This is a genomic window from Streptomyces sp. NPDC059828 (genome assembly GCF_042731955.1).
Classification (GTDB): domain Bacteria; phylum Actinomycetota; class Actinomycetes; order Streptomycetales; family Streptomycetaceae; genus Streptomyces.
In genome coordinates, this window is sequence record NZ_JBHWIW010000025.1 from 40,052 (window position 1) to 52,645 (window position 12,594).

Below are 12,594 nucleotides of genomic sequence, written 5' to 3' on the forward strand. Positions count from 1 at the left end.
GCTGCCGCGTATGCGCCGTCGGCCCGGCTGAATGCCGCGATGTGTGAATCCGTATGTAGAGGCATGCCGCAACCAGGGTCACCGGTCATGGAATTCACCCAGCTGCTGAGCTCGACGCGGCGTGGTGCCAGGCTGGCCCGGTTGCTCGCCGTGGAGCAGTTGGTCGAATGGGGATGGGCCAGGAGTGGTGAGCGGACCGAGACGGCGGCGCTGGTCGTCGCGGAGCTGGCCGCCAACGCGGTCGGCCACGCCCGGCTCTCGGGGCGGGGGTTCCGGCTCAGCCTGCTGCTGGAGCCGGGGAGGCTGAGGGTGGAGGTGACCGATGCCCGCGGGGAACGGCGTCCCGAGATCGGTGGGGACCTGGGTGCGCCCGGGATCGGCAGAGGCTACGGGCTCGTGATCGTCGCGGCGCTCGCCGCGCGCTGGGGTGTCCGTCCGCATCCGCCTTCGGGGAAGACCGTGTGGGCGGACATCGAAGCGGGCCATCGGCATGGACGGCCGCCGGGCTCTCACATCGCCTCGCAACCGCCCGCGGCGGTGGCTCCGGGTGCCGCGCGAGCACCCGGTCTGCCGCCGCGATGAGGGGATCGCTGGAGGAGTGAGTGGATTCCGTCGAACTGCCTGATGACTCCCAGCGGTTTGTCGCCGGGGTCGCCGGACTCGTCCACCTCGGAATCCAGATCCGCAAGGGACGCGCCAGCTCGCCCGACGTACTGCGAGAGGAGTGGATCCAGGCCGTCGACGCGGAGGCGACAGCGGTCCGGCAGCAGTTCACACTGGCCATCAGCGTGCAGGCGACCGAGGTCGTCGACCATCTGACGGACAACCTCGACCGGTACCGGGAGCATCTCGAAGAGTCGAGCGACTTCATCCGGGAGCGCATCGCCCAGCCGGAGAACAGGGCGCGCCAGGAGGTCGTCGACCAGCTCGAACCGCTGTGTGGCGGAGGAAGGGAGTTCCTGGCCGCGCTGAGAGAACTGGAAACACCCGATACGCGGCCCTGAGCGCGGGTCAGGGGCAGCGGGGGGCGCGCGGGAATCGGTCTCGCGAGGCGGGGTTGCGCGCGCCGGACGCTCATATCAGCTGCCGTCGCACCAGCTCGTGCAGTCGCCCTCCCGTGTCCGCCAGCAGGGCCGATGGCGGGCCCTCCTGGACCACGCGGCCTTCCGACATCACGATGACGCGGTCCGCGTCCAGCACCGTCGACAGCCGGTGGGCGATCACCACACGGGTGGCGTGCAGGGCGCGAGTGCTTTCGGTGACGGTGCGCTGGGTCGCGTTGTCCAGTGCGCTCGTCGCCTCGTCGAAGAAGAGGATGCGCGGGCGGCGGATCAGAGCCTGGGCGATCATCAACCGCTGGCGCTGGCCACCGGATACGGCGCCCGAACCGGCGATCATGGTCTGCATGCCCATGGGCATGCGGCGGATGTCCTCGCCGAGGCCCGCCATCTCGGCCGCCTCCCAGGCCTCTTCCTGGGTGAACGGTTCCGCACCGCAGATGCAGTCCATGATCGAGCCGGTGAACGGCTGGGCGTTCTGGAGGACCACACCGCACTGGCGGCGCACTGCCGCCTGGTCGAGGGCGGCGAGGTCCTGACCGTCGTACAGGACACTGCCCGACTCCGGCTCGTCGAAGCCGATGAGCAGCCGCAGCAGGGTGGACTTCCCGCAGCCGCTGGGGCCGACGATCGCGACGAACTCACCCGGGCGGACCGACAGTGAGACATCGTCGAGCACAAGAGGGCCGTCGTCGCTGTAACGGAAGGACAGCGCGCGGGTCTCGATCGCCCCGGACAGGTCCCCCGGCCGGGTGCTGGCTCCGCGTACCTCCGGAGCCTCCTCCAGGACCGGCTTGATCTGCTCGAACATCGGGAGCACGGCCGCGGCCGACACCAGCGCGCCCGTCAGCTGCGTCACCGAGGTCAGCATCATCGTCACGGCCGTGTGGAAGGTGAGGAAGTCACCCGCGGACAGGGTCCCCCGCGCGGGGCCCGCGAGCAGCATGAACATGATGAGCGCGGCGAGCGGCAGATAGACGGCGTCCAGCACCGTGGTGAGGGTCCGGATCCGCCCCGCCCGCCGCTGGAGTTCACGGCTCCGTGCGAACTGCCGCGCCCACGCCGCGTACGCGAAGCTCTCGGCCGCCGCGACCCGGAGCTTGGGGAGCCCTCGCAGGGTCTGGAACGCCTGGTTGTTGAGCTTGTTGTTCAGCTCCACCAGGCGTCGCTGCCAGCGCAACTGCCACAGCCCGAGGCCCAGGAACACCAGGCCGATGACGAGCAGCATCCCGATCGCCGCGAGCGCCAGGGGGACGCTGTAGACGAGCAGCAGCACCATGTTCATCGTCCCGACGGTGCATGCCTGCACCACGACCGGCCCCACACCCGACAGCAGCCGCCGGATCGCGCTGATGCCCAGGGCGGCGCTGGCGAGCTCTCCGGTCGAGCGCTCGGCGAAGAACCGCGTCGGCAGCCTCAGCAGCCGGTCCCATACGGCGGGCTGGAGTGTGCTCTCGATACGGCCCTCCATCCGCAGGATGGTGAGGTTCTGGAGCAGCATGAACGCGGCCGAGACCAGGCCCGCGACCATCACGGCCACCGAGACCTGCACGATCAGGCTGGTCTCGGCCCTGGGCACGTACTCGCCGAGCACCTTCCCGGTGGCGATCGGGACCAGCGCGCCCAGGGTGACGGTCACAAGACCGGCGACGGCCAGGGCACCCAGGTCGGGGCGGGTGCCGTGCAGGCTGAACCGAAGCAGCCGCCAGATGTTCACGGGCCGTTCGGGCAGCGGCCGGTGGAACATGACGGCGCGCGGCTCGAACTCCTCCGCGCTGTCCTCGTCGACACGCATCCGGCTGCCCGTAGCCGGATTGACCGCCTGGTAGCCGCCGCGGCGCCAGAGCAGGGCGACCGGCGCGCCGGACTTGGCCCGGTGCCCCACGAGCGGGCCGCAGTTCTCGCGCCACCAGCGACCGTCGAGCCGGACCGTACGGGCGCGGATCCGGGACGCGAGCGCGAAACGTTCGACGGGTCCGGTGCGGTCGGACGCCGCAGCAGGGGCCGGGGAGTCGGATGGCCCGGTTTCGGGCAGGGCGATGCCCGTAGCTGCGGCGACCAGCCGGCACACGGCGTACGCGGCGTCGTCGGAGAAACCCTGTGCCGCGCGTGCCGCCGATGTGTCGCGGGAGCGCCCGATGGAGGCCAGGAGCGCCTGGTCGGCGCCCTCCCGGACCGCCTCGCCCGCCTTCATGCCCGCCGCCGCACGGTCCTCGTGAGCGCGCTCCAACCGCTCGATCCAGCCGTCCAGCGCCGACAGCAGCCGGTACTGCTGGTTGACCATCTGCTGCCACAGGGCGCCGTCGACAAGCAGGTCGGCGGTGGCATCGGTGCTGTATTCAGCCCCGTACCGCACGCTGCCGGGGAAGACCGGCAACCACAGCACGTCCTCGTCGCCGACCGACGACTCGTCCGTCGTCCGTCCGTCGAGCGGCGCTTCGAACAGCACGCGCTGGCCGCGGCCCACGCCGAGCGCGAAGGCGTGCTCCAGCAGGCTGAGCGTGCCGTCCTGGCTGTCGTACTGGCTGCGGTACTGCTGCTCGTAGCCGTCGTACCCGCCGTACCCGCCGTACGCTCCGGGCTCGGTGTACTCCTGCGGCGGGTACAGCTCCCGCAGCGGGATGCGGCGCAGTACACAGCCCTGGGACGGCCTGCCCACCAGAGTGTGCCGGGGGCCTTCGACGGGGCCGAGGAGCAGAGTGCCCCGCTCCAGACGGCCCAGGAAGTGCCAGTGACCCTGCTGGGCGGCGTCCACGGCGAACAGGTCGAGGGAGCCGCCCATGACGAGCCACAGCACCTGGGGCCCCTCCAGCGACAGGCTGCGCAGTCCGTCGCAGTCGACCGGTGTGCCGAGGGCACCGAGTGCCGTCAGGACCATGTCGTCCGGATGGGCTGAAGTGCCCTGCTGGACGGGTCGGCCGGGCTGAGTGGGGATCACCTCAGTGCTCCTTGACCAGTTCGGCGTACGCGCCACCGCGTGCGACCAGCTCCTCGTGGCGGCCCCGCTCCACAACAGCGCCATGGTCGAGCACCACGATCTCGTCGCTGTCGCGCACCGTGCTCAGCCGATGGGCGATCACCACACAGGCGCAGCCGCGCCGCCGCAGATTGTCGATGATGAGCTGTTCGGTCTCCGCGTCCAGAGCGCTGGTCACCTCGTCGAGCACCAGCACGCTGGGCCGGCGCACCAGCGCGCGGGCGATCTCCAGTCGCTGGCGCTGCCCGCCGGAGAAGTTGCGCCCATCCTGCTCGACCCGCCCGTGGATGCCGCCGGGCCGCCGCGAGACCACGTCGTACAGCGCCGCGTCCCTGAGCGCTTCGGCCACCGCGTCGTCGGGGATCGAGGGGTCCCAGAGCGCGACGTTGTCGCGGACCGTTCCCTCGAAGAGGAAGACATCCTGGTCCACGAACGAGACCGAGGCGGCGAGCGCCCCGCGCGGGATCTCGTCCAGGCGTCGGCCGTCGATCCGGATGGTCCCCTCCCAAGGGCTGTACAGACCGGCGATCAGCCGCGAGACCGTCGACTTGCCACTGCCCGAGCCGCCGACGAGAGCGACCTGCTGCCCGGGCCCGACCGCGAGCGAGAAACCGGTGAGCAGGGGTTTGTCGAGCGGGCTGTAGCCGAAGGTGACGTTGTCCAGCGTGACGTGACCCAGCAGTCTGCGGGTGCTCGCGGGGGGTTCGGGGCGGGTGTAGAGGCTGTCCGCGGGGAAGTTCTCCACGTCCTTGAGCCGCGCCACGTCGGCGGCGAAGTCCTGGATCCGGCCCGCCATGCCGTTCAGCCGGGTGATCGGCGCGGTGAACCGGGTCACCAGCGCCTGGAAGGCGACGAGCAGACCGATCGATATATGGCCCTCCACGGCGCGCAGTCCGCCGATCCACAGGATGAGCGCGCTGTTGAGCGTCGCGAGGGTCGGCGCCACGACGGCCAGCGCCGCACTGGGCACGCCGAGCCGCTGCTGCTCCTCCAGCGTGACGGCGTGCTGGCCGGCCCAGCGCCGGAAGTAGCCCGCTTCGCCACCGGTGGCCTTCAGGGTCTCGATCAGCTGGATGCCGGTGTACGAGGTGTTGGTGAGCCGGGCGCTGTCGGCACGCAGCTTCTGCGTACGGGTCGCCCGCAGCCGTATGACCACCCGCATCGCGACCACGTTGAGCAGGGCGATCAGCACACCGACGACCGTGAGCTGAGGGTCGTACGTCCACAGCAGCAGTGCGTAGAGGACCACCACGATCCCGTCGACGCCGAAAGCCGTGAGGTCCCTGGCCAGGGTCTCGGCGACCGTGTCGTTGGACTGGAGCCGTTGCACCAGGTCGGCGGGGCTGCGCTGGGCGAAGAACGTCACGGGCAGCCGCAGCAGATGGCGGAGGAAGCGGGCACTGCTCAGCGTCGACGAGATGATCCGGCCGCGCAGCAGATTGGCCTGCTGGAGACCGGTGAGCACGGCGGTCAGCGCCACCATCGCCGCCATGGCGGTGAACAGGACACCGAGCAGCGAGGTCTGGCGCCCCACCAGGAACAGGTCGATGTACGTACGGCTCAGCGCGGGCAGCGCCGAGCCGACCGCGACGAGCAGCAGGCTGGCCAGCAGCGCGGCGACCATGGTGCCGGTGGTCCCGCGCAGCCGCGCGGGGACGGAGCGCAGCACTCCCGGCCGCCTGCCGCCCTCGCGGAAGTCCCTGCCGGGCTCGAAGACCAGCACGACGCCCGTGAAGCTGGTGTCGAAGTGCTCCATCGGCACGAAGCGGCGTCCCTTGTCGGGGTCGTTGATGTGCACACCACGGCGGCCGAGGCGGTGGCCCATGCCGTCGTGGACGACATAGTGGTTGAACTCCCAGAAGAGGATGGCGGGCGGGCGGACCCCGGCCAGCGCGGCGGGCTCCATCTGCATGCCCTTCGCCTGGAGGCCGTAGCTGCGGGCCGCTTTGAGGATGTTGCTGGCGCGGGAGCCGTCCCGTGACACCCCACAGGCGATACGCAGTTCCTCGAGCGGGACGTGCCGGCCGTAGTGGGCCAGGACCATGGCGAGTGCGGCGGCTCCGCACTCGACGGCCTCCATCTGGAGCACGGTCGGGGTGCGGACGGGCTTCTGCCTGCGCGGTGCGGGCGGTGCGGACCTCGCGCGACGGCGGCCGTGGCCGCTCGTGCGCGGTGGTGATGTCCGGGTCATGGCAGCAGCCAGTCGATCGGGTGCTGGTCGGCCAGGTGCACGGCCCCCGTGACCAGCGTCATGGAGTCGAGTGCGTGCGGGGGGCCGTCCTGTGAGGACCAGCGGTAACCCGACGGGGTGCCGGAGGACGGTTCGAGGCGCACCAGGACCGCGAGCGGACGTCCCTGCTGGGAGAACTGCTCGCCGAGTTGGTCGTCGCCGAGGAAACCGGCGATCTGCCGACGGGTCTGGGAGGTCCGGCCGATGGCCTCGATCCGTCCGCGCAGCACTCCGTACCGCTGTGCGGGCACGGACTGCACGGTGAGATCGACACGGGCGCCGACGGGGATCGCCGAGCCGTTGTCGGCGGGCATGTAGAGCATCGCGCGCAGCGGGGCGGCGGCCTTGTCGACGCGTTCCATGACCGCCACGTCGGCCCCCGTGGTGACGACGGCGCCGATGCCGACGGAGAGCGCGGTGATCCGGCCCGCGGCGAGAGTGCGGATGACGGTGTCCCTTTCCGCGTCCGGCTCACCGTCCGCCTCCGGCGTCTCGTCCGCATCCGAGGTCCCGTCCGACGTGCCGTCGGACGGTGCCGTGCGCACCGTCAGCAGTGGAGCGCCGGCCGGTAGTCGCTTGCCCTCCTGGGCGAGCACCTCGGTGATCTGCCCGCCAACCGGACTCTGGAGGACATAACTGCCCTGCGCATGCGTAAGAATCCCGGGTGCGCTGACAGTGGACGAAACGGAACCCTTTACCGTCCAGATGCCCGAAGCGACCATCGCGACAATGGTGACGCTGAGGACGAGCCAGCCCTGTGGCCGGGCGAATCGGACCGGGAGATCGATTTCCTCGGGCGATTGCAGCTTGGAAAGTGCCTTCTGGCGGAACTGCACGGGACTCTTCCCTCGCGTGCACAAGTGCAAGTCGGAAACATGTCGGGAATGTTGCGGGAAAACTGCGGCAAGCCCCGGAACGTAAAAGGTTCCGGGGCTCACACTGACCGGCTCAGAGACCGGCGACCAGGCCCGTGACGGCGCCGGTGTTGAGGCCGGTGGCGCCCTCAACGGTGCCGACGGCCGTGCCGATGAGGCCGGAGACCGGGGCGACAGAGTCGAGGGTGGAGGTCACGTTGCCCGCGACACCGGTGACAACGGCGCTGTGCAGACCGCCGGACACGTTGTCGAGGTCGGCGTCGGAGATCTCCGCGGTCTCAACCTGGGGGGTGAAGTCCATGATCGAGTTTCCCTTCATGTGGATATTTCTTAAAAAGGACGCGGCCGGGCCCCGCCGGGAAATGCACCGACCGCTGCCGCGAGCGTGTGTGTGCCTCGGATACCCGATTCTTCGAGAACCCTCGGCGTCACTCTTGCGGTGCGCAGGATCAAAGCACGTGGAGTCGCTGTGCAGCCAATCCGGCAACGGTTCTTGAGCCCTCGGTCGGTCACGGAATTGAATCCGCGTGCAGGCGTGTCCACGTGTTGGTGGCGAGATCTGCACAAGCTTCACGGGCCGAATCCTTCTGAGGGTGACCGGAGGTGGTGCGCCGAATCGGACACTCCCGCCCCAATGGCCAGTCAAGGCGCCAAGTGAGCCGTCCCTGCTGAGCGGCACTCAGCTCCCCTGCATTGGTTGAGTGTTCAATGTGCAGGTTTACGGAAGATGCCGTTCCGGTCTGAGTGCAGCCCTGGGTTCGCCCGTGTCGCGGACGTGCCCCGCATGCGCCATCGGGGCGCGCGGCTCCGGAGCACGACCCGGTTGGCCCCGTGCACGGCGCGCCTCGGGCGTGTGACCCGCGACCGGTGAAGGATCGGTTGAGGGGCGGTCCGGTCCCGTCTCCCGTCCCGGCCTGAGGATCCGCATGCACCTCTTCGACGACCCGCTGTTCCAGATGCACGCCGAGCGGGCGCTGATGCTGATCGCGCGCGGCGGCGCCGAGTACGGCGAGTGCGCCACCACGGCCGGCCATATCCGTTCCGGCGACCGGGAATCCTGGTACCGCGCCTGGTCGGCCACCGCGTCCCGGGTGGCCGCCGCGGCCGAGCACAGCGCGGAGCGGGGCCACCGGGTGAGCGCGGCCGGCGGGTTCTGGCGGGCCACCACGTACAACCGCATGTCCTACCAGCCGCTGTTCGGCTCACCCGTGGACCCGCGGCTCGAGGCCGCGTTCAAACGGGAGCGCGAGTGCTTCAGCAGGTACGCCGCGCTGGCGTCCCGGCCCGTCGAGCTGGTCGAGGTCCCGTTCGAGGGCACCACACTGCCGGGATGTCTCTGCCTGCCCGACGACGACCGGGGCGTCGCGCGGCCGACGCTGGTCGGCGTCAACGGCTACGACTCCAACATCCATGAGATGTACTGGGCCCATGCCCTGCCCGCGGTGCGCCGCGGCTATGCCTGCCTTCTCGTGGACGGTCCGGGTCAGGGGCGGGCCCTGGTGCAGCAGGGGCTGCGGATGCGGCCGGACTGGGAGACCGTGCTGCGCCCGGTCATCGACTACGCGACCGGCAGGCCGGAGATCGACGCCGGACGGATCGCCGTCATGGGGTGGAGCTTCGGGGGCTATCTCGCTCCGCGCGGGGTGTCGGGCGATGACCGGGTCGCCGCGCTGATCGCCGACCCCGGGCTCTACGACCCCGTCGACGTGCTGCCCCTGCCGCCCGCGCTCAGGGACCAGTTGCCCGACATCGGCCCAGAGGCCCTGGACGAGTATCTTGCCCCCGTCGCCGACGACCCGGTCATGCGCTGGCGGCTGGTCCAGCGGGCCCTGTGGGTGCACGGGCTCGACTCGCTGGGCGCGTACGTCATCGAGATGGACCGCTACCGGCTGTCCGGGGTCGCCGGGCGCATCACCTGTCCGACACTCGTCGTCGCGAACGACGACGACCCGCTGTCCGTCCAGGCCGAGCTGCTGCTCGACGGGTTGGGTGGCCCCCGGACGCTCGTACGCTTCCGGGCCGAGGACGGAGCACGGGGGCACTGCCAGGGGTGGAACCGCTCGCTGTTCGACCAGCGGGCGTTCGACTGGCTGGACGTCACCCTGCGGGGCGGGGAGACCTCGTAGTCCGTGCCCTGCCGGAGAGGACAGGGCCCGCCGCGAGCGGCCCCCGTCCGCGATCCGCGCCGGTCAGGTCAGAGCTGTGAGCCGAACGCCTGCGTCCACCAGGGGCCGCCGGACCCGTTGTGGATGCCCACGCCCAGCTCCTTGAAGGAGCAGTTGAGTATGTTGGCGCGGTGTCCTGAGCTGTTCATCCAGGAGTCCATCACCGACTCGGGGCTCTGCTGGCCGCGTGCGATGTTCTCGCCGTAGGTGCTCCAGCGGTAGCCGGCGTCGGTGATCCGGTCGCCGGGGTCCTCGCCGTCCGGGTTGGTGTGGTCGAAGAAGCCGCGGTCCGCCATGTCGTCGGAGTGGTTCGTCGCGGCTGCGGCGAGCTGGCCGTTGTTGCTCACGGGGCCACAGCCCGCCTTGGCGCGCTCGGCATTGACCAGCGCGATGACCTGCTCGGCGGTGCTGCCCCCGGTGGCCGGCTGAGGGTCCGGTTCCGGGGCCTTCGGGGCGGGCTTCGGCTGGGACTTGGGCCGCACCGGGCTCGGCTTCGGCGACGGCTTCGCCGAGGACTTGCTCGGGCTCGGCTTCGGGCTCGGGGAGGCCGAGGCGGAAGGAGTCGGGGAGGAGGACGGGCTCTCGGAGGCCGAGGGGAGCAACGGGGCGGCCGGGGCCGCGGCCGTCGAAGGCTCCACCATCTCGCGATCGGGGCCGTTCAGCATGCTGACCGCTCCACCACCGGCGACCAGCACGGCGACACCGGCCGCCACGACCGTGGCACGGCGCCGACGGCTCGCCCGCTCCAGCCTTGCCTGGGTCCGGGACGAGGGGGCGGAGGAGGCACCGCCCGAGTGGTCGCCCCTGTGGCCGGCTGCCCGGGCAGGGGCCGCGTGTGCGGAGGCCGTGGTGACGAGGCCGGGCGCGGCGATGGTGTCGGCGGCGTGTGCGGAGGCCGTGGCGACAAAACCCGGCGCGGTGAGTTTGCCGGCGAGCAGAGCCGCCACCGGGATGAGTCCGAGCCCCACGAGCAGGCCCTCGGCGGGCACCAGGTTCGACCAGTGGCCCGCGCAGACCGTGCAGTCGCGGGCGTGGCGGGCGATGCGCTTGCGCCAGAGGGCCGAGGGTATGCCGTCCCAGGAGGCGACGATCGGCTCCAGCAGCACACAGCGCGGGTTGGCGTCGAGTGCCCTGACCACCACGCGCGCGGCCTCGAGCTGGGCCTTCATCCGCTGTACGCGCACCGCGGTGTGCTGGGGCGTCAGCTCCATGGCCTCGGCGACCTCGCCGCGCGAGAGCTCTCCCGCGGCCTCGAGCCACCACAGGGACAGCAGGGCGCGGTCGTCCTCGTCCAGCCAGCGGGTGGCCTCGGCGGTCTCCCGGCGCTGGCCGGAGAGCCCGAGGCGAAGGATGGTCAGATCGACGAAGTCGGCCCCCGGGTCGACGACGTCGTGTGCGTCGCCCAGGCCGTCACCGGTGGGTATCGCCTCCGAACGGCGCTCCCGCCAGTGGCCGCGTATCTGGTTCATGGTGATGGCCACCAGCCAGCTGCGGAGGCTCTCCGGGCTGCGCAGCCCGTCCAGACTGCCGAGGACGCGGATCATGGTCTCCTGCACCACGTCGTCCACATCCGCGTGGCCGTTGAGCGCCCGGCCGGCGATGTTGTAGACCAGGGGAAGGTACTCGGCGACGAGCCGGTCCTGCGCCTGCTGGTCTCCGGCCTGTGCTGCCTTGACCATCTGGGCTTCGCGTTCGCTGCTCACGCTGTGTCCACTCACTTCCTGGGCTCGGGCCTGTTTCGTCCGTCACAGGGGAGACGCCCTGCCTCCGCTCCGATAACAGAAATCGGATAGGAGTACGTATGAACCCTCGGAAGTGTTAGATCTGGACGCCAGGCCCGCAGCACTCCGGCCGACGGCACGAAGAGTCCGCCTGGAATGTCTCCGATGTCCTCGGGTCGGTGCCACTGCCAGCGCACGATCTTGTCCGGCTCCGTGACCTGGGGTTCGCCAGCGACATCCGTGACCAGGCCCGCGGCCGAGATCCGGGGGATGCCCCGTTCATCGTCCAGGACCACGGCGATCACCGACACCTCGTCCTCGTCGACCTGAAGTGACGTCTCCTCCGCCAGTTCGCGTGCGCCCGCCCGTTCGAAGCTCTCCCCGGGGTCGACCTTCCCTCCTGGGAGTTCCCAGCGGCCGTCGTGCCCGAGGCCGAGCAGGATCCGGCCGTCCGGATCGACCACGATCATGCCGATGCCGGTCATCCCGTTGGGGGTGGGAAAGGCGCGGGCGGGACGCTGGGCCCCGCCCGCCTCGCCGCTCGGCGTGGAACTGCTGGCGGAATCGGGCACCTTGGACCTTTCGGGCGTATTGGTCCGCACCTGGCCAGGCACGGCGGTGCCCGATCGTACGGGGAGGTACCGGCAGCCGCTGTGACGTAGTCGGCAGTCGGCATCCCTCCGGGGCGCCACCGGTCCCGTCACGTCATCGTCAGGTGGGCAAACGCGTCAGGTGCGCACGCGCGTCAGGTAAGGATGCGCGTCGGCTGTGCCGGACCCCCGCTCCGCGGCTGCCACTCACGGGGGTAGCCCACCGACACCTCGTGGAACGGCACCCCGTCGTGTTCGGTCGTGCGGGGGATGTGCAGGTGCCCGTAGACCATGGCCCGCGCCCGGTAGTCGAGGTGCCAGTCGGCCGTCTGCTCCGTACCGCACCACAGTGCGAACTCCGGATACCGCAGCACCCGGGTCGGCTCGCGGACCAGCGGATAGTGGTTGACCAGCACCGTGGGCAGCTCCGGGGGGATCTCCGCCAGTCGTGACCGGGTCAGCTCCAGCCGGGCCCGGCACCATGCGTCCCGGCTGGGGTAGGGGTCGGGGTGCAGGAAGCGCTCGTCGGTGCAGACGACATGGGCGCGCCGTGCCTGGTCCAGTGCCTCGTCCCGGGTGGTCGTCCCGTCCGGACGGAAGGTGTAGTCGTACAGCAGGAACAGCGGCGCGACGGCGACCGGCTGCCCGTCATCGCCCGTCCAGACGGGATACGGGTCCTCGGGTGTGTGCACGCCGAGTCCACGGCACAGATCCACGAGCAGTTCGTAGCGCTCCACGCCCCGGGCCTGCACCGGGTCCGCGGGAACGGTCCACAGCTCGTGGTTGCCGGGCGCCCAGACGACCTCGGCGAACCGCTCACGCAGCAGCGCCAGCGCCCATTCCACGTCCGACACCAGGTCGCCGACGTCTCCGGCGACCAGGAGCCAGTCGTCATCGGATTCCGGACGCAGACCGTCGACGTGCTTGCGGTTCTCCGGATGGTTGACATGCAGATCACTGATGGCGAGCAGAGACAAG

10 protein-coding genes are annotated in these 12,594 nt (G+C 70.6%); 3 read left to right on the forward strand and 7 right to left on the reverse strand.

The window, feature by feature from the left end; translation table 11 throughout:
* Positions 1-87: 87 nt before the first annotated feature.
* Together ACFV6V_RS17180 and ACFV6V_RS17185 are read left to right on the forward strand one after the other, a co-directional pair.
* On the forward strand, positions 88-582 hold the full coding sequence (locus ACFV6V_RS17180; protein WP_385565361.1) for an ATP-binding protein: 495 nt from the start codon (positions 88-90) through the stop codon (positions 580-582).
* A 20-nt stretch (positions 583-602) separates the two neighbouring features.
* A complete protein-coding gene (locus ACFV6V_RS17185; protein WP_385565364.1) occupies positions 603-1,004 on the forward strand; it encodes a hypothetical protein in 402 nt (133 codons plus the stop codon).
* A 70-nt stretch (positions 1,005-1,074) separates the two neighbouring features.
* Here ACFV6V_RS17185 and ACFV6V_RS17190 read toward each other — a convergent pair whose 3' ends face one another.
* The 4 genes from ACFV6V_RS17190 to ACFV6V_RS17205 all read right to left on the reverse strand — a co-directional run bounded on the left by ACFV6V_RS17190 (position 1,075) and on the right by ACFV6V_RS17205 (position 7,441).
* The gene (locus ACFV6V_RS17190) at positions 1,075-3,936 is read right to left on the reverse strand and encodes an NHLP bacteriocin export ABC transporter permease/ATPase subunit (RefSeq protein ID WP_385565493.1); all 2,862 of its coding nucleotides are present in this window, start codon (positions 3,934-3,936) and stop codon (positions 1,075-1,077) included.
* Positions 3,937-3,997: 61 nt separating this feature from the next.
* Positions 3,998-6,226: an NHLP family bacteriocin export ABC transporter peptidase/permease/ATPase subunit gene (locus tag ACFV6V_RS17195; RefSeq protein ID WP_385565367.1), complete on the reverse strand. Its 2,229-nt coding sequence runs from the start codon at positions 6,224-6,226 to the stop codon at positions 3,998-4,000.
* On the reverse strand, positions 6,223-7,101 hold the full coding sequence (locus ACFV6V_RS17200; RefSeq protein WP_385565369.1) for an HlyD family efflux transporter periplasmic adaptor subunit: 879 nt from the start codon (positions 7,099-7,101) through the stop codon (positions 6,223-6,225). The genes ACFV6V_RS17195 and ACFV6V_RS17200 overlap by 4 nt, the downstream gene beginning before the upstream one ends.
* 112 nt (positions 7,102-7,213) lie before the next feature.
* On the reverse strand, positions 7,214-7,441 hold the full coding sequence (locus ACFV6V_RS17205) for a type A2 lantipeptide (protein WP_385565372.1): 228 nt from the start codon (positions 7,439-7,441) through the stop codon (positions 7,214-7,216).
* Between the two features lie 625 nt (positions 7,442-8,066).
* Here ACFV6V_RS17205 and ACFV6V_RS17210 point away from each other — a divergent pair.
* Positions 8,067-9,266 carry an alpha/beta hydrolase family protein gene (locus tag ACFV6V_RS17210; protein WP_385565374.1) on the forward strand — a complete coding sequence of 400 codons (1,200 nt, stop codon included), beginning with the start codon at positions 8,067-8,069 and terminating at the stop codon, positions 9,264-9,266.
* 68 nt (positions 9,267-9,334) lie between these two features.
* Here ACFV6V_RS17210 and ACFV6V_RS17215 read toward each other — a convergent pair whose 3' ends face one another.
* The 3 genes from ACFV6V_RS17215 to ACFV6V_RS17225 all read right to left on the reverse strand — a co-directional run bounded on the left by ACFV6V_RS17215 (position 9,335) and on the right by ACFV6V_RS17225 (position 12,593).
* Positions 9,335-11,008: a sigma-70 family RNA polymerase sigma factor gene (locus ACFV6V_RS17215; RefSeq protein WP_385565377.1), complete on the reverse strand. Its 1,674-nt coding sequence runs from the start codon at positions 11,006-11,008 to the stop codon at positions 9,335-9,337.
* 11 nt (positions 11,009-11,019) lie between these two features.
* The gene (locus ACFV6V_RS17220; RefSeq protein ID WP_385565495.1) at positions 11,020-11,511 is read right to left on the reverse strand and encodes an NUDIX hydrolase; all 492 of its coding nucleotides are present in this window, start codon (positions 11,509-11,511) and stop codon (positions 11,020-11,022) included.
* 260 nt (positions 11,512-11,771) lie between these two features.
* Entirely contained in the window at positions 11,772-12,593 is an 822-nt protein-coding gene (locus ACFV6V_RS17225; RefSeq protein ID WP_385565379.1) for a metallophosphoesterase family protein, read from the reverse strand.
* Between the last annotated feature and the right edge of the window lies 1 nt (position 12,594).